This window comes from Dethiosulfovibrio peptidovorans (assembly GCA_002748665.1).
In the GTDB taxonomy this organism is placed as follows: domain Bacteria; phylum Synergistota; class Synergistia; order Synergistales; family Dethiosulfovibrionaceae; genus Dethiosulfovibrio; species Dethiosulfovibrio peptidovorans_A.
Genome location: PDTB01000025.1, coordinates 1 through 23,089, shown reverse-complemented (window position 1 = coordinate 23,089; position 23,089 = coordinate 1). Strand labels below are relative to the sequence as shown.

Sequence of the window (23,089 nt, the reverse complement as noted above, 5' to 3'; positions counted from 1 at the left end):
AGCTATTTAATATAATTGCTTATTTTCGTGTGTACGTTTTTTAGCACCCATTCATTCATTAATTGATCGGTTTCTTGGATCGGTAAATCGATAGTTGATTTTTTTGCTACAGCACCCCATGCAGAGTGTTCATTTACAATAACTTTATCTTGGTCAATATCGTAAAGACTATAATCTAAATTGCCTCTGCTAAATATTAGATATTTCCCTTTGGTGATCCTGATGAATGGGTTTTCTTGATGTTCACCTGCTTCAGAATAATTCCAGAACAAAACGTCATTTGTTTCCCCTGATTTTTTCTGAGCGGCAGAGAGGTTTTTATCAACAGAAATTTTATACACATACCATGAAATGTCATCAAAACCAGACATGTCAGTTAGTAGTATAAATTTTATATTTCGTTCTGGCATTTTTATGGTTTGCAATTCGGTTTTGTAGGTATTTCGATGCCATAGTTCAAACACGTAGAATGATATTAAACAAAGTATTGTCAATACTGCTCCTGGAAAAAGAAAGATTGTTACTTTTAATATTTTTTTATTCTTCATTGTGATGCCTCATCATGGTATCCTCTTCACGTTTTTTAATAGGCTTGATCTCTCGAGCTCAGGGGTTCTGCGTCGTTTGGAAAATATATCCGCAGGTGGGTGATCGATTGAAGACCCAGGTCATTTCGTCCCTCAACCTGAGGAAGCCACTGCCAGGGGCCACTGTCCATGCGACACAGCACCAGAGATCTCCGTCCGTATCGAGCCCAGAGGGAGAGCCCCCGGGCTGATTCGTCCTGGGGCTGAGTAGGACCCGGAATCATGGCCTCGGAGAAAAGAGGCCAGTGTCCCGCCAAAGGCGTGTCGCTCTCAGGGGCCAGGATCATCCACTGGGTCATGGACCACATCGATGCCATCTCGGGGGATTTACCGTGTTGAAGGGGAACGATCTGAAAGCCACCGATGTGGCCGTATCGAGATGTAGAGATGTCGATAACTCCCGGATGGTTGGCTCTCATCCGTCCCACCGACTGATACAGGGTTCCGCCGAATCGGCCTGTTCCCCGAACTGGTCGAACGACGTGGGCGATGATCCTGGGGCCCCGTGCGGTCCACAGGGTCACCTGTCCCGATGGCCTGTTCTCTATGTCGACCATGATCGGCGGTGACGGGACGTTCACGGCCAGGACCATCGTGTCTCCTCGGACGGGGAGTCGAGATGGTCCCAGAATTTCTTGGAAGCCGTTGAGGGATCGAATCATGACCGGTGTCCCCACGGGAGGAGCCCACGTTCCGAAGAGCCCCAGGCCGCCTTTGCCTCGGATCACCACAGCGGTTCCAGGAGTGGCAGCTGGGGCTATCGTGTCCGATGGGATCACGCTGATGGTTCGTCCCTTCTTGTTTTCCACCGACACCAGAAAATGAAGGGCGTTCACCGCCGACGCGCAACAGTGTCCCGGTGTGCCCCAGGCACTGGCGGTGTAGCTGGGGTGTCGGGACGAGGTAGGGATGGACTCGACGGTTCCCAGTGGAATCGTTCTACCGTCCATGTGCGCTGTGACCTGGGCTCCCTCCTGCACTGGGATTTCGATGGTCCATCGAAGAGCTCCCCAGCAAGGAAAACTCCAAAGGATCAACAGAATGGACAGAAACTGCCGCAAGAATCGTAGGTTCAACCGCTGTTCCTCCTTTTTCTGCTCTCTAATAAGCTTGAGTTTAGACCGGCATGTCAGGGAAAAACCAAATTGCCCAGAGGTTCCCGAGAAAATGATACAGGGCTGAGGGGGCCACAGAACCGTGGCGTTGTCTGAGAAGGCCCATGACGAGGCCGGGGAAGAACGTGGCGACCCTGAGCCAGTGTACTTTGAGGATCAGATGGGTCAGAGCAAAGAGCCCTGACGTCAGGAGGATGGCCCATCGAGGTGTAAGGCGAGATGACAGAAGTGTCTGAACCCAGCCTCGAAAAAAAACCTCCTCCACGATGGCTGCTGAGACTCCGATCCCGACCAGGCGTGGGAGAACCGGCAATGCCACGTGTCTCGGCAATGCCGAGCTTGGCCACGCCATAGCTACAGGAGTAAGTATGAGCAACGTTACCGCCGTTGCTCCTAAAGTCTCACGAAGAGATTGAGGCGTCAGTATCCACCGAAGGCCATATCGCTCCAGAGGTTCTCCCCTCATAAAACACCATCCATAGGGGCCATAGAGGAGAAGGGTGGTTATGAGCAGAGCCGTCACGGATGTCTCCCGGTTTTGAAGAGAATCGTACCGATGATGGTCGCCGGTATGGCCGGAGCTAAGGCGAGCCATAAAGATATTTCTTTGGCGATAAGGACCACCGATGCGGTGAAAAAGAGGATGAGCGAGGTCCAGAAAACAGGGGTGGCTCGAGGCGCTCCTCGAAAAACCATGATCCCTGCGATCGAGCCGACGAGCAGGGAGAGGGCTATGAGAATCAGTAGGGCAACGAGCAAGGGAATCACCTCATCTTCTTGGCTCTCTCGGTCGCCTTGACACTCGAGACAGCCATGGTAGTATAGGAGCGCTTTTATGATGGTTTGTCGACATCTGGGCGGAGAGTCTCTGAGAAAAGAGCGCCGTCGCTGTCTTTTAGTATAGCAGAAGGGGGAGGCAGCGGTTCCCCCTCTTTTTGTGCTCTCCTGTGAGTGAAGGTGATACGATATGAGACATGGGGACAACGGTGCCGTGGCTATTTTGGTTTTGGCGGCCGGGCAGGGAACCAGGATGAAGAGCGATCGGCCCAAGGTGATGCAGTCCGTTTTGGACGAGCCAATGATTGCTCATGTTTTAAGGGTCGTCGAGCCATATGGCACTGTGGGCGTTGTGATCGGTCATGGAGGGGATATGGTTCGTGAATATCTCGACGAACAGTGGCCCCAGGTGACGACGATCTGGCAACGAGAGCGGCTTGGAACAGGGCATGCCGTTATGATGGCTCGAGAATGGCTTCAGGGGTTTGAACGGGTTCTCATCGTTAACGGAGATATGCCTCTGCTCGACGGTGAGACTGTGGATATGCTTTTTGAAGCTCACGAGGGGGGCTGTTCCTTTCTTACGTTCAACCTGGACGATCCTCATGGCTACGGCCGAGTCGTTCGGGGAGAACGGGTACGAATTGTGGAGGAGCGGGACTGCACGCCTGAGGAACGTCTTGTCGCCGAGGTCAACGCCGGTGTGTACCTGGCCGATGTTCCGGTTTTGCTTCAAAGCCTCGAATCCTTGAATCAGGACAACGCTCAAGGCGAATATTATCTTGTGGATTCTGTGGTATTCTTTCAGGATATGGGGGTCCCTGTCGTTCCTGTGATGGTGCCCAATCCTCGAACGCTCCTGGGCGTCAACGATCCCCGGGAACTGGCCCAAGCGGGGCGGCTTCTTCGTGACCGTCTCCTGAATCGGTGGATGGCCGCTGGTGTCAAGTGTGTGGACCCCGATTCGGTCTGGATTGGGGCCGATGTATCCTTTCTTGGAGAAGCTGTGCTCTTTCCCAACGTTCAGCTTTGGGGGAAAACCATAGTTGGTATAGGGGCCTCCATCGCCAGCTTTTCGATACTCAGGAACGCAAATATCGGCGAACAAGCTCAGGTGAAGGGTTTTTGTTGCATTGAGGACTCGGCCATGGAGCCAGGATCGCAGGCTGGTCCGTTTTGTTACATGCGTCAGGGGAGTGTCCTGGGATCGGGGGCCTTTGCCGGGAAGTTCGTTGAGGTGAAAAACAGCCGCATCGGAGAGGGCAGCAAGGTCCCTCATCTGTCCTACATGGGTGATACCGTGGTGGGGACCTGTACCAATGTGGGAGCCGGTACGATCACCTGTAACTACGACGGTACGTCGAAACACGGGACAATTATCGGAGACGATGTTTTTGTCGGTAGCGACACCATGTTGGTGGCACCTGTTCACCTGGGAGACCGGTCCATGACCGGGGCCGGATCGATCATCACCAGGGACGTACCGGAGGATGCTCTGGCGATCGCCAGAGCTCGCCAGAGGCATATTGAAGGGTGGAGAGCCCGTAAAAAAACAGGGGGTGGAGATCATCGCAAATAGCCACAATAAGCTTACGATCCTGTCGGGGACGGCTCATAAGGCCTTTGCCGAGAAAGTATGTGCCGAGCTGGGTGTGTCTATGGGGAACGTGAGCCATTATCGATTTTCCGATGGCGAGATCGGACTTTCCATAGAGGAGAGCATTCGGGGGGACGATGTTTTTGTCGTTCAGCCCACAAGTTATCCCGTTAACGACAATCTTATGGAACTGCTCATCATGGTGGATGCGCTGAAGCGGGCGTCGGCCTATAGAATTAACGTAGTCATTCCCTATTTTGGGTATGCCCGACAGGACCGAAAGACCAAAGCCCGAGATCCCATATCGGCGAAGCTCGTGGCCAACCTTCTGGAGACCTCGGGAGTCCATCGGGTAATCTCCGCTGATCTGCACGCCGGTCAGATTCAGGGGTTTTTCGACATCCCGGTTGATCATCTCACGGGGATTCCTCTGCTGGCCTCCCACTTCCAGAAATCTTTAGTCCAGGACCTGGAGAAGCAGGATGTGACCGTTGTGGCTCCCGACGTCGGGGGGGTTGTTCGGGCACGTAAGTTTGCTGTTGCGCTGAACGCCGATCTTGCTATCGTAGACAAGCGTCGGTCTCATGAGGTTGCCAACTACTGCGAAGTCATGGCGGTTATTGGCGATGTCTCTGGTAAGGTCGCTATCCTGGTGGACGATATTATCGACACGGCGGGGACCATCGTCAACGCTGCTAAGGCGTTGAAGGAACGAGGAGCACGGCAGGTTTACTGCTGCGCGACTCACGGGATTCTCTCGGGACCAGCGATGGAGCGCTTGGAGTCTCCTGATGTGGATGGAGTGATCCTGACCGACAGTATCTGCTTGCCGGATGAGCGAAAACTGGATAAAATTACTCAGTTGTCCATTGCGCCCTTGTTTGCGGAAGCCATCCGGCGAGTGCATGTGGATCGCTCGGTGAGCAGCCTTTTCGACTAGCTCAATCGGTCGTTACCATAAAGTTGCGAAAGCGACGTCTGAGGAGGATTTTTTTGATGGATCTTGTGAATTTGACTTTTGAAAAACGGGAGGAAACCGGGAAAGGGGCCTGTGGTCGCCTTCGCCGATCCGGGTATATCCCGGCGGTGTTCTATGGACCAGACTATCAAGAGGCAATTGTCGGCAAAATCAAGGCCGACGATTTTCTCCCCCATCTTCGGGGAGGGCACTGGAACACACTGCGATTTGACGCCCACATTGATGGCGGAAAAAACGAAATGTGTATCATCCGGGAGCTGTCCAGAAACTACACCACCGACGAGGTGCTTCACGTTGATCTGTACCAGTTGGTGAAGGGTCATAAGGTCTCCGTTCGAATTCCTATCGAGCTTGAGGGCAAGGACGTCTGCGCTGGCGTCAAAGCTGGAGGACAGATCACGCAGGGAGTGATCGATGTCGAGATCTCCGTTCTTCCTAAAGACATACCCGAAGTCGTTGTCCTGGATGTGAGCGAAATGGAGATTGGAGAGAGCGTCACCTTGCAGGACCTTCTTCTTCCTGAAAGTGCCGAGATCCTCAGGGACGATCTGTCGGAGGTCGTGGTCGAGGTGAGTCATGGCAGAGTCCAGGAGATCGAAGTCTCCGAGGAGGCTGAAGGAGTCGTCGAAGAAGAAGTGGAGACTGCCGAGTAGGGGCTCAACGTCCAGATCGTGAAAGTCATCATCGGGCTTGGAAATCCAGGACTCCGGTATGGTCAGACCAGGCACAACGTTGGGTGGATGCTCGTTGATGAGCTTGTGGCCACCCTTGGCCTGGGGAGGCCTCAGGAGCGGTTTCGATCCGTTCTCTGGGGACCAGCTTGTCTGGATGGTGAGTCTGTCTACCTGCTCAAGCCCCTTACATATATGAACTGCAGCGGCGAAGCTCTTTTGGAGTTTTGCCGCTATCGTCCTGTGGAGCTGAAGGACCTCCTCGTGGTTTACGACGAGGTCGCTTTGGATACCGGTACCGTCCGGATCAGGGCTCAGGGGTCTGCCGGGGGGCATAACGGCATGAAATCCGTCATTGCCTCTCTCGGTACCTCGGTAATCCCCAGGTTGCGTATTGGAGTTGGGCCTAAACCTCCGAAGATACCTTTGGCCGACTTCGTTCTGGGACGCTTTCGGGACGACGAACTGCCGTATTTCCTCCACAGTCTGGAAAAAGCTCTGGAGGCATGTCGGTTGTGGATCGAGAGACCCATAGCTGACGTCATGAGCCTGATCAACTGACGAATAGAGTCTATCTCAGGGGATGGACGGGCCAAGAGCTCGCTGTCCCCTGATCATTTTATATGGGGGAGGGTTGATGGTGGCGGATGGAAGTACAAAGAGGGATTCGAGGTCAATCAGCGTTCTCCTTGCCATGAAAGGAGCTATTCGGCCATGGCTCTGCCCGGAGGACGTTCGACTCACGGTAGTGCTTCCCGACGAAGCTCAGGCCGACGATTTCCTTTCCGATGCTCTGGCCCTTCGCCCCGACGGACTCTTTTTCCGGCTTTCAGATCCTGCTTTGGAAAAACGGGACGTCAACGATCTCATAGAGCCGTCGGTTCGAGGGCATGTTCTCCGGCAATGGAGCCGTACAAGAGGAATATTGGTGGCAACACCGGGTGGAATTCTGTCTCCGTATGCGGGAGGTCGCTCCAGCCTGGAGCTGGTTGTTGGGAGAGACGTTGGTCGGGAACGACTGGTTTTATGGCTTGATGAAAGAGGATATCGCCGGGTTGATCTGGTATGGCGCCCTGGTGAATATGCCGTTCGAGGTGGCGTGGTGGACCTTTTTGACCCTTCGTCTAAGATGCCCTATCGGATTGCTTTTTTCGACGAGGAGGTCGAGGATATCCGGCTTTTTTCCCCAGGAGATCAAACGACTCGATATCGTTCAGAGACCGTCACCGTTTGGGGACTTGAGAATCGGGATTTTCAGTCTGTGGCGTCGATGATCGTCGAGAACGGACCGGTCTATATCTTCGATCCTCGGCGTTGTCAGAGCAACGCCGACGGTTTTCGGTGGATCTGGAACAACCTGTCTGATCGATGCTCCATTCCGGAGGATCGTTGGGATCGCTTCCTCATGGATGCGCCACAGGTCGTTCGCTTTGAGCCCGTTGTGACGCTCCGTCAGGAACGGCCTGGGGTTGTAGAACCTCCCCGGTTTCGAGGGCGTATTGAGGACCTGGAGGCTCAGGTCTCCCTCTGGATTGACGAGGGGTATCATATATCCATCAGAAGTACCTCCCCGCCGCCTCGTTCGCTTCAAAAACTGGACTGGGCTCCGTCGCCTGTGACCGGTGGTTTTGTGGATCTTCGACGGAAACGGGTAGTCCTGTCGGACATGGAGCTCTACGGCCTGAGACCGGATCGCCGGACTGATCGAGCGAATACGCCTCGTGACTGGAGTCTGGCGTTCGACGAGGGACAGTGGCTGGTTCACCAGGAGCACGGTCTTTGTCGATATGGCGGACTTGAGCTTATAGGAGGAGACTGGGGGAGCCAGGAGTTTTTGGCGTTGCTTTTCCACGATGAAAAACGCCTTCTCCTTCCGGTGACACAGCTTGCCAAAATATCCTCCTATCAAGGCTCCGTCGATGAATCGACGTCAGCTGATCGTCTCGGATCGAAGCGTTGGCGGACGGCGTTGAAAAAAGCCGAACATCAGGTTGAGGAGGAGGCCCGAGAGCTGTTGAACCTCTACGCCCGTAAAGCTGTGGCTCAGGGGCGTTCCTTCTCGTCCGACGGCGAAGCTATGAGGACCTTCGAGGCCCACTTTCCCCACATGGAGACCAGGGATCAGCTCCAGGCCATTCAGGATGTCAAGAGGGACATGGAGTCTTCCCACCCCATGGATCGTTTAATCGTCGGCGACGTGGGATACGGCAAGACCGAGGTGGCTCTTCGGGCAGCCTTCAAAGCCGTCATGGATGGAACTCAGGTGTTGGTTTTGGTCCCTACGACGGTCCTGGCTCAGCAGCACTATCTCACCTTCAAAAGTCGAATGGCTCCGTTTCCGGTTCGAGTCGAGCTCCTCTCCAGATTTGTCTCGCCATCCAAACAGGAGGAAACCCTTCTCGCCTTGGCCGATGGTCGGGTCGACGTTGTGATAGGAACCCACCGTCTGCTTCAGCAAGGCCTGGCTGTTCGGGACCTTGGCCTAATCGTGATCGATGAGGAGCATCGATTTGGGGTTGCCCATAAAGAAAGATTCCGCGAGCTCTCTATAGGTGTTGACATTTTGACCCTTTCGGCGACGCCTATCCCCCGGACCATGTCCATGGCCCTGAGGGGAATGAGGGACATCTCGGTGATCGAGACGGCACCGGGGAACCGACCGCCGGTTGTCACGGTTACGGGACCATGGAGCGACGATCTGGTGAGGTCTGTGGTAGCTCGGGAGCTTGCCCGAGGTGGTCAGACCTATTTTATTCACAATCGGGTAACGTCTATCTTGGAACGAGCGGAATGGGTCCAAAGTCGTTTCCCCGACGCCGTCGTGGCTGTGGCCCATGGGAAAATGGGCGAGAGAGAGCTGGAGGAGACCATGATGGCTTTCTATGAAGGGACGGTGAACATCCTGATCTGCACCACCATCGTTGAAAGCGGTCTGGACGTGGGGCGGGCCAATACCCTGATCGTCGATGATTCCAGAACCCTGGGATTGGCACAGATGCATCAGATTCGAGGGCGGGTGGGCCGTCGGGAGGAGACGGCGTATGCTCTGTTTCTCTACCCTCAGAATCAACCTATTCCTCGATCGACCGAGGAACGGCTTGAGGCTATCGGGCGGCTCTCCTTTCAGGGAGCGGGATACGAGCTTGCTCGTCAGGATCTCCAGATTCGAGGCGGAGGTGATCTCCTGGGGATGACCCAACATGGCCACAGGGAGCGGATTGGTCTTCAGCTCTACTACACGAAACTTCAGGAACGTATACGGGAGCTCCGGGGCGAAGCTTTACCGAAGCTCACTGTGGATATCCAGATGCCTCTCGCCATCCCCGAGAGCTATGTCCCCCAGTCGTCGGTGAGGCTGAGTCTGTATCGTCGTCTGGATCAGGTCGCCACGGTAGCCGATGGAGAGGACCTCAGGCGGGAATTTCAAGACCGCTTTGGTCCTCTGCCACCCACAGTTAGGGCTCTTGTTGACCTGGCGGTGATCAGGACGGAAGGAGGAAAGCACGGTATAATTCACGGAGTTGTGTCGGAGGAACGATGGGAACTTACGGTGGATCGGACCAGCTCTATCTCCTTGCCTCTTCCGTGGCGTCGGATCGGTCGTCGTTGGATCGGTCCAGGAGGAACTAAGGGGATCGAAAGCCTGTTTCAGACCTGTCTGAAAACCCCTGCACAAAACGGAAAGGAGTGATCTCGTGCCCCAGAGTGCCCGGTTGTTTGGAGAACTGAAACGGATCATGGAGCGCCTTCGGGCGCCGGGAGGTTGCCCCTGGGACAGAAAACAGACCTACGGCTCCATCTGTCCTCACGTCATCGAGGAGGCCTACGAGCTTGTGGACGCTGTGGCCGAGGGTTCAATGGAGGGGCTATGCGAGGAGGCCGGGGATTTGTTGCTCCAGGTGGTCTTCATGGGAGTCATCGCCGAGGAGCTGGGTGATTTTACCCTGGACGACGTGATACAAGGCATATCGTCCAAGCTCGTTAGGCGTCATCCTCATGTTTTCGGGGAGCTATCGGTGACCGACAGCGATCAGGTCCTTAGAAACTGGGAGCGGATCAAACTTCAGGAAAAGGGTGGGCAGGACAGCGGAGCGTCGGTCCTCTCGGGGGTTCCTAAAGGGCTTCCACCTCTGATCAAGGCCTTTCGGGTGCAGGACAAGGCGGCTCATGTAGGCTTCGACTGGGAGCCAGAAAACCAGGAGCCTGTTTTTCAAAAGATCACCGAGGAGGTGATTGAGGTCCGGGAGGCCATGAAGAGCGGGGACAAAAATCAGCTTTCTCGGGAGATCGGCGACGTACTGTTCTCCGTGGTGAATCTCGCCCGACGACTTGGGGTGGATCCTCATCAGGCTCTGGAGGCTACGAATAAAAAATTTATCCGGCGATTTGAACATATCGAGGAGGATCTCAGAAGCAGAGGGGTCGCCTGGGAGGATACCGATTTAACCGAGCTCGACGTCCTCTGGGAGCAGGCCAAGAAAGCGTCATCCCGGAAAGATGCGTTGGGAAAACCCTTGTGATATAGTGTTCAGAGCTCGGTTCAGGGAGGGGATAATATGAGTCAATCGAAGAAAAAAAACAGAGTGGGGATTACCGAGACGGCTTTGAGAGATGCCCATCAGTCTCTGATGGCCACGAGACTCCGAATAGAGGACATGTTGCCGGTCCTGGAGAGGCTGGATCAGGTGGGGTACCATTCCCTGGAGGTCTGGGGTGGGGCGACCTTCGATTCATGCATGCGCTTCCTGGATGAAGATCCCTGGGAGCGTTTGAGGATTCTCAGAAAACACGTTTCCAAGACCAAACTTCAGATGCTCCTCCGTGGACAGAACCTGGTGGGCTATCGGCACTACGCCGACGACGTGGTTCGGGAATTCGTGAAGCGGGCCGTGGGCAACGGTATCGACATTATGCGGGTGTTTGATGCATTGAATGACATCCGAAACCTTGAGATCGCGGCTGATCAGGTCAAACGTGAGGGTGCCCATCTCCAGATGTGTATCTCCTACACCCTCTCGCCGGTCCACACAAACGAGCTCTTTGTCGAGCTTGCCGGATCCATGAGGGACATGGGGGCCGACTCGATCTGTATCAAGGACATGGCCGGTCTTCTCAGCCCGGTGGACGCTGATCGGTTGATCCGGGGCATCAAGAAGGAGACCGGGTTGCCGATTCAGCTCCATAGCCACTATACGAGTGGTCTGGCCTCCATGGCCTATTACGCTGCGATAGAGGCAGGGGCGGACGTCGTGGACTGTGCCATCTCTCCCTTCTCGATGAGGACAAGCCAGCCAGCCTCTGAGACTATGGTGGCAGCCCTGGCCGGGGGACGCTACGATACAGGTCTTGCGTTGGATGATATGATTCCCATTGCCCACCACTTTAAGGAGCTCCGGCGAAAATATGATGAGCTTTTCGTTAGACTTGAGGGTGCCGATACAAACGTTCTGATCTATCAGATCCCCGGCGGAATGTACTCGAATCTGGTCAACCAACTCAAGGAACAGGCGGCTGAGCATCGCCTTGAGGAGGTCCTTCGGGAAGTGCCCGTGGTCCGAAAGGCTATGGGGTATCCTCCGTTGGTCACTCCATCCAGTCAGATCGTCGGAACCCAGGCGACCCTCAACGTCCTGGTGGGAGAACGATGGAAGATCGTCCCCAAGGAGGTTCGAAATTATTTTATGGGGTACTACGGTAAACCTCCGGCACCGGTTGACCCGGAAATCCAGGCAAAAATTTTGGGATCCGATCAACCCATCATCTGTCGCCCCGGAGAAAAAATAGAACCAGAGCTGGAGGAAGCTCGTGCTGATGTTGCAGCATGGGTGACCCAGCCCGAAGACGTCCTGAGCTACGTCCTCTTCCCTGCTGTTGCCAAGGACTTTCTCATGAAAAAATACGTCAGGAGCACCCTGAGAGATGTTGGTTTGGAACAGGCTGTCGAGGAGATCGCATATCCGGTTTGATCCGTTCGTGTGCAGAATGTGAAAAAGGACATGATGAATATGTGTGAAGAGCTCACGAGAAAGCCTCTGTGTCACTTAGGAGATCAGCACCCTTGAGTCGGCGGAGATCCTCAGTGATCGTGACCTCGGAGGGATGCTCGGCCTCTTTCGACTTTGCCGGTATGGAGGCTATCTCGAAGTTGGCTGGCAAAGATGACGAGAACATCAAACTCATAGAGGAACGCTACCCTGTTCGGCTGGTTCTGCGAGGAAACGTGGTGGTGGTCCAGGGACCTGATCAGGATGCCGTAGAGATCGTCTCTAACCTGGTGGAGCAGATGGGGCGGATCGCTGAGAAGGGGCATTCTATTCGCCCTGCCGAGATCCGCTATGGCATGGACATGATTGCCCGAAAGGGCTCGGTTGACCTGGAGGCCCTGTATGACGACCTACTCTGCATGACAGCCCGAGGCAAACCGGTTCGGCCTAAAACGCTGGGACAACGCACCTATGTTCAGGCAATTCGAGAAAACGACGTCGTTTTTGGTATTGGCCCTGCTGGAACCGGTAAGACCTATCTGGCGGTCTGTGAGGCGGTGAATATGCTCAAATCCGGAGCTATTAACCGCATCGTTCTGGTCCGTCCTGCGGTAGAGGCCGGCGAGAGTTTGGGCTTTCTGCCTGGTGCTCTTCAAGAGAAAGTGGAACCCTACCTTCGTCCCCTTTACGATGCTTTTTTTGAGCTCCTTACGCCGGAGCGGTTCATGCGGTACGTGGATAAGAACGTCATCGAAATAGCGCCTCTGGCCTACATGAGGGGACGAACCCTGAACGACAGTTTTGTCATCCTGGATGAGGCCCAGAACACGACGCCGGAACAGATGAAAATGTTCCTTACCAGGCTCGGTTTTGGGTCTAAGGCCGTGATCACCGGGGACCTGACCCAGGTCGATCTTCCGTCGGGGAAACGGTCCGGTTTGTTTGTCGTGCAGGAGATACTGAACGACGTCATGGGTATTCAGTTTATCCGTTTGGAGAACGTGGACGTGGTGCGTCATGAGATCGTCCAGAGGGTTGTGGCTGCTTATGAGAGATTCGAAAAGAGAAACGCCACATCATCATCCTGAGAGGAACCTCGCTCGTCTTCGGACGGTCTATCTTCCTCTGTTTGTCCTGTCCATCGTGGCGATGCTGCTTTTGATTCTTCGATGGGCAGCTCTTGATCTGGAGAACGGCTTTATGGCAGGAGCTCCGGCACCGAGGACCTATTTTGCCCTGTACGATATGTTCTATGATGATCAGGACGAAACGCAACGTCTCCGGGATATGGCTCAAGACAGCGTTGTCGGAGTTTTGACCAGACAGACCAGGCGACTTCGGGAGGTTAAGGAGCGACTTCAACTCGTCGCTTCTGGTCGTTTGCAGGAGGCCGGCGTTTCCCCGGCCCTGGCTGAGCTTCTCGGCACGATCTCGGAAGATCGGCGGATGGTCGTCCTTCGGGAAATTTCCTCGGCGGGGACCGCTCTTTTGTTGGAGGATGGATATCGTAACTCTCCTATGGGTGTTACCGACGATATCCTTTGGAGATCTTTGGCGAAAGCAGACCTTTCTGCTGGCGAAGGGAACCTGGCTGTTCAGACCCTCTCGGAGGTCTTGATCCCCCTGGTAGCCGAGGATGGCGAGATCACTGACAAGCTCAGAAATATGGTTGCCGAGGCCGTTCAGTCTGTCTCTCAGGAAGTTCATGGGGGGGATGTGATCGTGACCAAAGGTCAGCTGATTACGGATCAGATAGCCAGACTCCTCGAAAAACAAGGCTATCCTCGGGCCAGTTTCCCTTATCGATTCATGCTCCTGCTTCTTTTGACAGTTCCATTGGCTTTTTTCTGGGTCAGGTGGGTGGTGGTTCTGCCCTGGGATCCTTCGAGAATGGGATATGTGGTGTTTTTGTTCTCTATGGGACTTTGCGCTGCCGGGCTCTCTGGCTTATACAAGATGACGGCTTTGGCGGTCATTCCATTGGGGGCGTTGGCCTATGCCACGATGCCTCTTCGTCCGGCCAGCGGTGTTGTTCTGTCTGGTTCGGTGATTATCGCCGTGGTGTTTAACGACTCAACGCCTCTTTCTTTTGGCGAGATCTTGGCGACGGGAGTGGCGGTGGCTGCTGTTGGGGAGAGGCTTTTTATGAAAATCGACTCTCGATCCCGGCTCTGGCTGAGCATGGTCGAGCTTGGTTTGGTAGCTCTGATGGTGACTCTGGCGACTCGATGGGCCTTCAGAAGCTCTTTTGACTACATGTTTTTCATGAAAACCTTGAGCGTGTCCGTTTTGTGGGGGACTGTCATCATGGTCTTCCTCCCACTGACAGAGGCCCTTTTTGACACACTTTCCCCTCTCAGGCTTCTGGAGCTGTGTCAGCCAGACCATCCGCTTCAAAAAAGGCTTCAGATTGAGGCTCCGGGGACCTATCACCATTCTCAGATGGTGGCTACTCTGGCTGAGGCTGGAGCGGATGCCTTGGGGATTAACTCGCGTTTGGCTAAGGCCGGGGCTTTTTTTCACGATATCGGCAAGCTCAAACGACCTCAATTTTTCGTCGAAAACCAATTTGGTGCCAAAAACGCTCACGATGGCCTTTCACCGGTTATGTCGACGTTGGTTATCATATCCCATGTCAGGGAGGGACTTGATTTAGCGGCGGAATATCGGCTTCCCGAGGGAATTCGTCGGTTCATATCGGAGCATCACGGAACCACGTTTTTGGGGTATTTTTATAAAAAGGCATTGCGTATGGGGTTGGACCCATCCTCCAGTCAATTTCACTACCCTGGCCCCAGACCAGCCAGTGCGGAGACAGGGGTAGTCATGCTGGCCGACTCGGTAGAGGCTGCCGTTCGAGCTGAGCGGGAGAATCTCCGAAATTTCTCAGATCTCCAGGAGATCGTTGACGGCGTGGTCGCATCCAAGCTGAAGGCAGGTCAATTGGACGACACTGGCCTGACTTTTGCTGATCTTTCGTTGGTCAAGTCGGCCATGATCCAGACCCTGAAATCCATGTATCACACCAGAAACATCGCACCCTTACCACAGACAACGGCTCTTGCCGGAAAGGACGGACCTACGTGATGAAATTGGAGATCGGCATCTCCTCTGACGAAGGAGACCCTCGATCATACCCTGTTCTTGATGAGGAGTTGCTCCTGTCTGAGCTTCCCTCTCTGCTTGACGAGGTGTGGCCTCAGTGGACAGATCGAAACTCGGTATCTCTGTCCATCGCAACGGTGAACACAGATTCCATCAGGGGCTTGAATCGAACCTATCGAGGGATCGACGCTCCCACAGATGTTCTGTCTTTCCCTCAATGGGAGGAGAATGGGCACTTTGAACCACCGAATGCTTGGAATGACCTCCCCTTGGGGGACGTGGTTATCTGTCCAGCAGTGGTCAGGGTGAACGCCAGGGCTCATGGCACATCTTTCGATTCTGAGTTGGCCCTGATGGTTGTCCACGGTTTGCTTCACCTTTTGGGGTGGGATCACGATACAGATGAGAGGAAGGCCCAGATGTGGTGTTTTCAGGAACGTTACAGAGAGCGCCTCATGGACCGTCTCTGTCGAGAGGAGATGCCCTCATGACCGTCGTCCTTCAGACCGGGGGGGCTGTACTCGTTCTTCTCCTTTTATCGGCTATTTTCAGTGGAGGAGAGACGGCCATCACCGCCACCAGCCGGGCCAAGCTTATGACCCTTCGAGAGCGTCATAGGCCGTTTCAAAAAATTTTAGATTGGCTCCTCAAGGATCGCCAGAGTGTTTTGACCACTATCCTTATCGCCAACAACCTGGTCAATATCGCCGCTAGTTCCCTGGCAACCATTGTAGCGATGGCTGTCTTTCAAAACCATGGAATGATCCTTGCGGTAGCCGTTATGACGGTGCTCATCGTCATTTTTGGGGAAATCTTTCCTAAAAGTTTTGCTCTGGCTCGAAGTGATCGGGTTTTATTTCTTACGATCCATTGTATTCGTGTCGCCAACGTCCTTCTGACGCCCTTTGTCTGGCTCATCAGCGTCCTTGTCACCTTTATAGGGAAGCTCTCCAGGGTCGATCTCTCTCTTCAGGCCTCCTTTATTACCCGGGAAGAAATCGAACAGGTGGTCACCATCGGTGAAGCATCGGGGGTCCTGGAGGAAGCCGAGCGTCGGATGATCCACGGCATCATCTCTTTTGACGATACCCGCGTCTCAGAGATCATGGTTCCCCGGATAGACATGGACGTAGTCGAGAGCGAGATGAGCATCGAGGAGCTCGTCCCTATACTTCAGGATCACGGGCATTCTCGAATCCCCATCTATAAAGGGAGCCTGGACGACATCGTGGGAATCCTGTATGTTAAGGACCTTATCGGGCGTCTTCACTCCGGCGAGACCGGTGTTAAGGTCGTCCAGTTAAAACGGGATGCTCTCTTTGTCCCAGAAACAATGAAGGTTCCTGATCTGTTCAATATCATGAAAAACCGGCGAATTCACATGGCTGTGGTTGTGGACGAGTATGGCGGCACGGCGGGTATCATTACCCTGGAGGATCTGTTGGAGGAGATCGTCGGGGAGATCCAGGACGAATACGACCACGAGTTGCCTTCCATTGAGAAAGTGGACGATCATACGTATAGGGTTCAGGGGAACATGGATCTGGAGGACCTGAGCGAGACTTTGGGATATCCCTTCGAGTCGAAGGATGTGGAATCAGTCGGGGGGCTCGTCACCGATCTTTCGGGGGATTTCCCCTCTGTGGGAAGCTCCGTTACATATGGTGAGTGGATCTTCACCGTTATGCAGGTGGTCGATCATCGTGTTGTCGAGCTGGAGCTTCGAAAGATCACCGAGGGGGAGGGGTATCGTGACTGGTGATGAGCACGAGTACCGATCCGGTGTCGTCGCCGTGGTCGGTCGTCCCAATGTGGGCAAGTCCTCCCTGATCAACGGCCTTCTTCGGTGCAAGGCGTCCATCGTTTCTCCGAAGCCTCAGACCACAAGAAACACCATACGGTGTATTTTGGATGTAGAAAACGGACAGATCGTCTTTACGGATACCCCGGGAATTCATAAACCCCAGCATAAACTGGGAGAGGCTCTCGTCGAGGCTGCGCTGGATACCCTCAACGACGCTGATGCCATCCTCTACGTCATCTCTGCGGAGGATGAGGGGATAACGGCTCCAGATCGTCATGTCGTAGCTCAGCTGGTGAGGGCGGAGACACCGGTGATCCTGGCGGTCAACAAGGTCGATCTTTTAGGCGCCAAAAGAGCCAGACTTTTGCCCCTGATCGAGGTCTACCGAAGAGCGCTGAATCCTCAGGATGTTTTCCCCGTCTCAGCCAGGGAGGGCACCAATCTGGACGTTCTGGTCGAGGCCATCATGAGTCATTTACCTTCAGGCCCTCCTCTCTACGTTGACGGCATTCTCATCGATCGTTCGTCCCGTTTTCTGGCAGCAGAGGTTATCCGTGAGCAGGTCCTCCTCCGAACAGCTCAGGAGGTCCCCCACAGCGTGGCGGTCGAGGTGCTGGAATACAAGACGCCCGAGGAATATCCTGACCGGAAAGATACCTACATCAGCGCCGTGATTTTCGTGGAACGTCGAGGACAGAAGCTCATCCTTCTGGGGTCTCGAGGGCAAATGATCAAAGAGATCGGCACGGCTGCCCGCCAGGCCCTAGAGGATTTTCTCGGCGGCAAGGTATACCTTGACCTCTGGGTCAAGGTCCGAAAGGATTGGCGAAACTCGGACTCGGAACTCCGTCGCTTTGGGTATCGAGAATGATAGGCGCTGTTCAAGGGCTCTACCGGGGAACTGGGGTCATCCTTCGGCGGGAGATCAGCCCCGAAGGGGATCTGGATCTCCAGATTCTCTTCAAAAAAACGGGCTCGGAATGGTGCTCTCTGCCGGGAGGAGGACGGGGCTCCGTTCGTCTCGGAGGCAGTACCGAACCCCTGGTCTGGGGGGAGTTCTCCCTCTATCGAAGTCGTTCCCGATCTTTTCTCAAAGAAATTGAGGTGAGGAGAGATTTCTGGGGGCTGAGGAACACGCCTGAATGTCTGTCCATGGCCCTTCGGTGGTCGCGTCTCTTGTCGACGACGCTGATATCCGGTCACGGTACCGACGAGGTCTTGCCTGTTCTCTTCTGGAGCTTAGACCTGCTGGAACAGGGCGTTCCGCCCGAGGGAGCCCATCTTCGATTTCTGTGGCGTCTTCTGCACCGCTGGGGACTGGCACCGTCCCTTTATCGATGTTGTCGGTGTGCGTCGCCTCTTCACCACGCCGTCTGGTTCGACGATGGATTCCTTTGTCGCCGATGTCGTCCCGAGGCCGAGACTCTTATACCCATGGATCTTCTTCGACGGTGGGTTCTCTCGGACAGAAGATCAATCCTGGGGATGAGACTGGATGATAACGATACCCCTACGGTAAAGTATGTGACGGGGAAGCTCTTGAATACCCTGTCTTTGGTTTATTAAAATATCGATATAAGGACGTGATAGAGGTGAACTTTCAGGAGATAATCTTCCGTCTGGAGCGATTCTGGGCCGAACAGGGGTGTATTATCCGACAGCCCTACGATGTGGAGGTAGGGGCTGGCACCATGAATCCGAGTACCTCTTTGCGGGTCATCGGCCCCGAACCGTGGAATGTTGCCTACGTCGAGCCATCCCGTCGCCCTACCGACGGACGCTACGGCGAAAATCCCAACAGACTTCAGCACTATTACCAGTATCAGGTTATCCTTAAACCGGCTCCTGATGATGTTCAGGAGCTCTACCTCAACAGTTTGGCGGCTCTGGGCATCGATCCGTCGGAGCACGATATCCGCTTCGTGGAGGACGACTGGGAATCCCCGACCGTGGGGGCATGGGGGCTCGGCTGGGAGGTCTGGCTCGACGGGATGGAGATCACCCAGTTCACCTACTTTCAACAGGTCGGAGGGGTGGACATGACATTGGTTCCGGCTGAACTCACCTACGGTATTGAGCGGATCGCCATGTTCGTACAGAAAGTGGACAGCGTGTATGACCTTCAGTGGAACGACACCCTGACCTACGGCGACGTTCACCACAGGGGAGAGGTGGAGCACTCGACGTATAACTTCGAGATCGCGGACACGAACATGCTCTTTCAGCTCTTCGACATGTACGAGCGCGAGGCTCGGCAGGTTGCCGAGAAGGGGCTGGTTCTGCCTGCCTGGGACTATACCCTCAAGTGTTCCCATACCTTCAACTTGCTGGACGCCAGAAACGCCATCAGCGTGACCCAGAGGACTGGATACATCGGAAGAATACGGGCTCTGGCGGTCATGAGCTGCCACACCTACAGCGATCAGCGCAAGGAGATGGGGTATCCTATCGGCGTGCGTGCTCATAAGGAGGGAGCAAAGGGATGAAGACCCGTAATCTGATACTGGAGATCGGTACCGAAGAAATTCCCTCCCGTTTCATGGCCCAGGCCTTGGCGGATCTGAGGAATTTGGCGTGCTCTGAGCTGGATGAGGCCCGGATTCCATACGGTTCGGTGGAGACCTATGGAACCCCTCGTCGCTTGGTTCTGTCGGTCAAGGAGGTGGCTCCGCTGCAGAACGATCTGACCGAGTCCTTCAAGGGGCCTGCCTGGAGCAACGCTTTCGATGGCAGTGGTACCCCAACTAGGGCGGCTGTCGGCTTCGCCAAGAGCAAGGGTATCGACGTAGATGAGCTGGAGCGTCGGGACGTGAACGGTGTCCCCTACGTCTTTGCCGAGGTCAACAAAAAAGGGGGAGAGACGGACAGAATTCTACCCGGGATATTGCCCCGGATCGTGGACAGACTGGTGTTCCCGAAAAACATGTATTGGCGAAAACCGTCGGTTCGTTTTGCTCGCCCCATACGGTGGATTCTCTGCCTGCTTGACGACCAGATCGTGCCCTTCGAGCTCAATGGAATTTCCAGTGGTGATCGAACCAGAGGACATCGATTTATGGGAGCGCCATGGCTGGCCGTGCCAAAAGAATCGATGTATATGGAAAAACTTTTTGACAACTACGTGGTGGTCGATCAGGAAAAGAGAAAGGAAAAAATGCTTGCAGCTATCTCCGTTATCGAAAAGGAAATGGACGGCAGTGTTGACCTGGATCCAGACCTCGTCCAGGAAAATTTGTACCTTGTCGAGTTCCCCGTGCCTTTCTTTGGCACCTTCCATAAACGATATTTGGAGCTTCCGGAAGAGGTTCTGATCACCACTATGAAACATCACCAAAAATACTTTCCGGTGCGTGACCACTCGGGGAAACTCATGCCCTGCTTTGTCGGAGTGAGTAACAACCGCGCTGTCAACATGAAAGTCATCCAGGAGGGAAACCAGCGTGTCCTGCGGGCCAGGCTCGAGGATGCGGCGTTTTTCTGGAAAGAGGATAGAAAAACGCCTCTATCCTCAAAGATAAATCGTTTAAAAACCGTGGTGTACCAGGAAAAACTGGGTTCGGTGTACGACAAGGTCATGGCGACGGTCTCCCTGGCGAGGGAACTCTGTGTGCATCTGGGCCAGGAAGACATAGTTCGCTTGGTTGAGAGGGCGGCGACCCTGTCCAAATCTGACCTGGTCACCAACATGGTTTACGAATTTCCCGAACTTCAGGGTATCATAGGCCGTGAATATGCCAGGAGCGACGGCGAGGATCCTCGTGTTGCTCTCGCCATCTGCGAACAGTATCTTCCCAGGAGTGCCGGAGGAGAGCTCCCCACGGACATCGTGGGGGCTATCGTCGGTCTCAGCGAGAGGATCTACAGCATGGTCGGTGCCTTTAAGATGGGATTTCGTCCCTCGGGATCTCAGGATCCCTACGGCCTGAGACGGGCCGCTCGGTGCATCAACGAGATCCTCTGGGGATTGGATATGGACGTCAACTTAGATCGTTTTCTGGCCCAGGCTGGAACACTGCTGGGCTTGGATGAAGATCCCATGGGGGAGTTGGTCTCTTTTGCCAGACAGCGTTTGCTCATGCAATTGAAGGAGAAGGGCTACTCCCACGAACTGGCTGAGCTGGCCGTCTCGGTTACGGGTGGTCGTCCTCTACAGGCTATGAGACTCCTTAAGGCCTTGGACGAGGTTCGGGGGCTCGACTGGTTCGCCAATCTGGTGACGGCGGCGGTTCGGGTGCAGAACATCCTGAGCAAAAGCGACGACCCCACAGGATCGACCGTGGACGAGGCGCTTCTTAAGGGAGATCAGGAACGAGCTTTGTTTGCGGCGGTCATAGCCTGCGAAGACCAGACGTCTCAAGCTGTGCGAAAAGATGACTGGAGCTCTCTCATGACGGCCTTGGCCGGTTTATCTCCTGCCATCACGTCGTTCTTCGAGGACGTGATGGTCATGGACGACGACCCTGAAGTGCGATCCAACCGTCTGGCTCTTCTGGGACGCTGTGATCTCCTCTTCCAGGAGGTAGGCAATCTGGGGCGGATGAAGCGCTAGGAGGGGGGTATGGAGTTCACAATTCTTCTCGTGTCCGATTCGACCGGAGAGACGGCCGAGAATCTGTTGCAGGCCACCCTCAGCCAGTTTCAGGGCTTGGAGCCTGTCCTTGCTCGGTTTCGATTTATCGATTCCACGGATAAAATTGACCCCATCATTGAACAGGCTCGATCCTCCGGGGGCTTGGTGGTCTCTACCCTGGTCTCCGACGAAGTTCGAAACACCCTTCTGGAACGGGCTCATAACGTAGGTGTCCAGGCTGTAGACCTTCTCGGTCCTCTTCAGGGGGCTCTGGCCCGATGGAGCGGTATCGAGCCTTTTCAAACGCCGGGGCTCTTCCGTCTCATGGACGATAAATACTTTCAAAGGATAAAGGCTATCGAGTTCTCCATAAAATGCGATGATGGTAAAAGCCAGAGCCTCATGCCGTCGGCGGACATCGTCATTTTGGGCGTCTCTCGTTCGGGCAAGACTCCGCTATCGATGTTTTTGGCCAATAAGGGGTACAAGGTGGCCAACCTGCCGCTGGTTCCCGAGATCCCCCCTCAAGAGTGGCTCTGGCAGGTCCCGGCCGATCAGTGTGTGGGGCTTCTCATCGCTCCGGAGAAACTCATCAAGATCCGAAAAGATCGTCTGAGAATAATGGGGCTCGACCCAGATACCTCCGCGTATGCCCAGGAAAAGAGGATCCTTCAGGAACTGAACTATGCCAGGGAGATCATGTCGAAGGTAGGGTGTCGGATCTACGACAGTACCGATCGATCAATCGAGGAGGTCTCTCAAAACCTTCTGGAGGACATGAGGTTGGCCTCCAATAGTACCGATGATATACCTTGAAAAATATTGAGGCCGAGAGAGAAGATACTCCCTCGACTCATACCGTAATTACACCTCCCCCGTCCCGGCGTTGAAACGCTGCATAAACGTCGGGAGGGGGGCTTCTTCGGCTTCATCCCTCTGGTTCCATACGTCCATCCCCGTCTCCAGTGTATGTGTCTGCCTGACCCGATCCCGATAAAAAAAGTCCTTGTATCCCTGTTTCTATACTTAATATGCCTCCTCCTCATTCCTATTGTTGGTGTTATACTAAAATATATTGCTTGTTGCGTATCGTACCCGCTGTGTATTTTTTGATAGAACTCACGAAAGGAGAGACCCATATGTGTGAGAACAGATACGCACGAAGATGGGCGGCAGTGGGGACGCTGGTCGTCTTTATGATGCTTCTGACGAGCTCCACCTTGGCGGCGACGATCCTTCGTGTCGATGTCGCAAGCGTTGGCGGTGATGGTTCGAGCTGGGCTGCGGCTCTGAACGAATCTCAGTTTCGTGATGCTCTGAGAGCCGTCACCCCTGCGAGCGGCGAGGTGGAGTTCTGGGTGAGGGAGGGCGTCTACCGTCCCGGGAGCATCAGCACCGACTCCTTCGTGTTGTCGAACGACGTGGTGCTTTATGGTGGGTTCGCAGGAGGCGAGACAAGCCTGGCTGAGAGGGATCCCTCTGCCCATATCACGGTCCTCACTGGTGATATCGACGGTGACGATACCTGCGATGCTCACGGAGCCACAGTGTCTGCGGATCATATAGTGGGGATCAACAGCCTCCACGTGGTTATGTCCACTGGTTGTGACAACACTGCGATTTTGGACGGATTTACCGTCTGTGGAGGTTCCGGAGTTGCTGGTGGTGGGATGCTCAACAACGGTGACAGCAGCCCCACCGTGAGGTACTGCATCTTCTCGGGGAACAGGGCAGAGTGTGGTGGCGGGATGAGCAACGTTGTTAACAGCAACCCCACCGTGATGAACTGCACCTTCTCGGGGAACATAGCAAAGTATGGCGGCGGGATAAGCAACGTTGCTGGCAGCAACCCCACCGTGACGAACTGCACCTTTTCGGGTAACCTGGTACATGACACTGG

At 54.5% G+C, this 23,089-nt stretch carries 20 protein-coding genes; 17 read left to right on the top strand and 3 right to left on the bottom strand.

All coding sequences use genetic code 11. The features are described 5' to 3' along the window. Positions 1-2: 2 nt before the first annotated feature. The 3 genes from CSA35_07565 to CSA35_07555 are packed head-to-tail and all read right to left on the bottom strand — an operon-like array spanning position 3 to position 2,297. Positions 3-548, bottom strand: a complete 546-nt coding sequence (locus CSA35_07565) for a hypothetical protein (protein ID PIE54122.1) — start codon at positions 546-548, stop codon at positions 3-5. A 35-nt stretch (positions 549-583) separates the two neighbouring features. Next, a complete protein-coding gene (locus tag CSA35_07560; protein PIE54121.1) occupies positions 584-1,663 on the bottom strand; it encodes a hypothetical protein in 1,080 nt (359 codons plus the stop codon). 40 nt (positions 1,664-1,703) lie between these two features. After that, positions 1,704-2,297 carry a hypothetical protein gene (locus tag CSA35_07555; protein PIE54120.1) on the bottom strand — a complete coding sequence of 198 codons (594 nt, stop codon included), beginning with the start codon at positions 2,295-2,297 and terminating at the stop codon, positions 1,704-1,706. A gap of 372 nt (positions 2,298-2,669) precedes the next feature. On the opposite strand from CSA35_07555, the gene glmU reads away from it, so the two are divergent. The 17 genes from glmU to CSA35_07470 form a co-directional block, all read left to right on the top strand. Continuing rightward, entirely contained in the window at positions 2,670-4,058 is a 1,389-nt protein-coding gene (gene glmU, locus CSA35_07550; GenBank protein PIE54119.1) for a UDP-N-acetylglucosamine diphosphorylase/glucosamine-1-phosphate N-acetyltransferase, read from the top strand. Beyond that, positions 3,970-5,016 (top strand): ribose-phosphate pyrophosphokinase, encoded by a 1,047-nt coding sequence (locus CSA35_07545; GenBank protein ID PIE54118.1) that lies wholly within the window; start codon positions 3,970-3,972, stop codon positions 5,014-5,016. The genes glmU and CSA35_07545 overlap by 89 nt, the downstream gene beginning before the upstream one ends. Before the next feature lie 56 nt (positions 5,017-5,072). Then, on the top strand, positions 5,073-5,708 hold the full coding sequence (locus CSA35_07540; GenBank protein PIE54117.1) for a 50S ribosomal protein L25: 636 nt from the start codon (positions 5,073-5,075) through the stop codon (positions 5,706-5,708). A gap of 18 nt (positions 5,709-5,726) precedes the next feature. Beyond that, positions 5,727-6,287, top strand: a complete 561-nt coding sequence (locus tag CSA35_07535; protein PIE54116.1) for an aminoacyl-tRNA hydrolase — start codon at positions 5,727-5,729, stop codon at positions 6,285-6,287. Positions 6,288-6,309: 22 nt separating this feature from the next. Further along, on the top strand, positions 6,310-9,417 hold the full coding sequence (locus tag CSA35_07530) for a transcription-repair coupling factor (GenBank protein ID PIE54115.1): 3,108 nt from the start codon (positions 6,310-6,312) through the stop codon (positions 9,415-9,417). Positions 9,418-9,463: 46 nt separating this feature from the next. Beyond that, complete coding sequence (locus CSA35_07525; protein ID PIE54157.1) at positions 9,464-10,246, top strand: nucleoside triphosphate pyrophosphohydrolase; 783 nt, start codon at positions 9,464-9,466, stop codon at positions 10,244-10,246. 36 nt (positions 10,247-10,282) lie between these two features. After that, complete coding sequence (locus CSA35_07520) at positions 10,283-11,692, top strand: oxaloacetate decarboxylase (protein PIE54114.1); 1,410 nt, start codon at positions 10,283-10,285, stop codon at positions 11,690-11,692. Between the two features lie 161 nt (positions 11,693-11,853). Next, on the top strand, positions 11,854-12,798 hold the full coding sequence (locus CSA35_07515) for a phosphate starvation-inducible protein PhoH (protein ID PIE54156.1): 945 nt from the start codon (positions 11,854-11,856) through the stop codon (positions 12,796-12,798). Further along, the gene (locus CSA35_07510) at positions 12,728-14,797 is read left to right on the top strand and encodes a hypothetical protein (protein ID PIE54113.1); all 2,070 of its coding nucleotides are present in this window, start codon (positions 12,728-12,730) and stop codon (positions 14,795-14,797) included. The genes CSA35_07515 and CSA35_07510 overlap by 71 nt, the downstream gene beginning before the upstream one ends. Beyond that, positions 14,797-15,306: an rRNA maturation RNase YbeY gene (gene ybeY / locus CSA35_07505; GenBank protein PIE54112.1), complete on the top strand. Its 510-nt coding sequence runs from the start codon at positions 14,797-14,799 to the stop codon at positions 15,304-15,306. The genes CSA35_07510 and ybeY overlap by 1 nt, the downstream gene beginning before the upstream one ends. Continuing rightward, positions 15,303-16,577: a hypothetical protein gene (locus CSA35_07500; protein ID PIE54111.1), complete on the top strand. Its 1,275-nt coding sequence runs from the start codon at positions 15,303-15,305 to the stop codon at positions 16,575-16,577. The genes ybeY and CSA35_07500 overlap by 4 nt, the downstream gene beginning before the upstream one ends. Next, positions 16,477-17,490 carry a GTPase Era gene (locus CSA35_07495; protein ID PIE54110.1) on the top strand — a complete coding sequence of 338 codons (1,014 nt, stop codon included), beginning with the start codon at positions 16,477-16,479 and terminating at the stop codon, positions 17,488-17,490. The genes CSA35_07500 and CSA35_07495 overlap by 101 nt, the downstream gene beginning before the upstream one ends. Then, the gene (locus CSA35_07490) at positions 17,487-18,185 is read left to right on the top strand and encodes a hypothetical protein (protein PIE54109.1); all 699 of its coding nucleotides are present in this window, start codon (positions 17,487-17,489) and stop codon (positions 18,183-18,185) included. Before CSA35_07495 ends, CSA35_07490 begins: the two co-directional genes overlap by 4 nt. A gap of 26 nt (positions 18,186-18,211) precedes the next feature. Beyond that, positions 18,212-19,105, top strand: a complete 894-nt coding sequence (glyQ, locus tag CSA35_07485) for a glycine--tRNA ligase subunit alpha (GenBank protein PIE54108.1) — start codon at positions 18,212-18,214, stop codon at positions 19,103-19,105. Further along, entirely contained in the window at positions 19,102-21,168 is a 2,067-nt protein-coding gene (locus tag CSA35_07480; GenBank protein ID PIE54107.1) for a glycine--tRNA ligase subunit beta, read from the top strand. Before glyQ ends, CSA35_07480 begins: the two co-directional genes overlap by 4 nt. A 9-nt stretch (positions 21,169-21,177) precedes the next feature. Beyond that, positions 21,178-22,005, top strand: a complete 828-nt coding sequence (locus CSA35_07475) for a phosphoenolpyruvate synthase regulatory protein (protein PIE54106.1) — start codon at positions 21,178-21,180, stop codon at positions 22,003-22,005. A 323-nt stretch (positions 22,006-22,328) separates the two neighbouring features. Next, on the top strand, positions 22,329-23,089 hold a 761-nt coding region (locus tag CSA35_07470), incomplete at its 3' end, for a hypothetical protein (protein PIE54105.1).

Excerpts from the sequence above, each read along its gene's own strand:
- CSA35_07565 (PIE54122.1), bottom strand. The coding sequence starts at position 548 with ATGAAGAATAAAAAAATATTAAAAGTAACAATCTTTCTTTTTCCAGGA.
- CSA35_07555 (PIE54120.1), bottom strand. The coding sequence starts at position 2,297 with ATGGCTCGCCTTAGCTCCGGCCATACCGGCGACCATCATCGGTACGAT.
- glmU (PIE54119.1), top strand. The coding sequence starts at position 2,670 with ATGAGACATGGGGACAACGGTGCCGTGGCTATTTTGGTTTTGGCGGCC.
- CSA35_07545 (PIE54118.1), top strand. The coding sequence starts at position 3,970 with ATGCTCTGGCGATCGCCAGAGCTCGCCAGAGGCATATTGAAGGGTGGA.
- CSA35_07540 (PIE54117.1), top strand. The coding sequence starts at position 5,073 with ATGGATCTTGTGAATTTGACTTTTGAAAAACGGGAGGAAACCGGGAAA.
- CSA35_07530 (PIE54115.1), top strand. The coding sequence starts at position 6,310 with ATGGACGGGCCAAGAGCTCGCTGTCCCCTGATCATTTTATATGGGGGA.
- CSA35_07525 (PIE54157.1), top strand. The coding sequence starts at position 9,464 with ATGGAGCGCCTTCGGGCGCCGGGAGGTTGCCCCTGGGACAGAAAACAG.
- CSA35_07520 (PIE54114.1), top strand. The coding sequence starts at position 10,283 with ATGAGTCAATCGAAGAAAAAAAACAGAGTGGGGATTACCGAGACGGCT.
- CSA35_07515 (PIE54156.1), top strand. The coding sequence starts at position 11,854 with ATGGAGGCTATCTCGAAGTTGGCTGGCAAAGATGACGAGAACATCAAA.
- CSA35_07510 (PIE54113.1), top strand. The coding sequence starts at position 12,728 with ATGAGATCGTCCAGAGGGTTGTGGCTGCTTATGAGAGATTCGAAAAGA.
- ybeY (PIE54112.1), top strand. The coding sequence starts at position 14,797 with ATGAAATTGGAGATCGGCATCTCCTCTGACGAAGGAGACCCTCGATCA.
- CSA35_07500 (PIE54111.1), top strand. The coding sequence starts at position 15,303 with ATGACCGTCGTCCTTCAGACCGGGGGGGCTGTACTCGTTCTTCTCCTT.
- CSA35_07495 (PIE54110.1), top strand. The coding sequence starts at position 16,477 with ATGGTGAGTGGATCTTCACCGTTATGCAGGTGGTCGATCATCGTGTTG.
- CSA35_07490 (PIE54109.1), top strand. The coding sequence starts at position 17,487 with ATGATAGGCGCTGTTCAAGGGCTCTACCGGGGAACTGGGGTCATCCTT.
- CSA35_07480 (PIE54107.1), top strand. The coding sequence starts at position 19,102 with ATGAAGACCCGTAATCTGATACTGGAGATCGGTACCGAAGAAATTCCC.
- CSA35_07475 (PIE54106.1), top strand. The coding sequence starts at position 21,178 with ATGGAGTTCACAATTCTTCTCGTGTCCGATTCGACCGGAGAGACGGCC.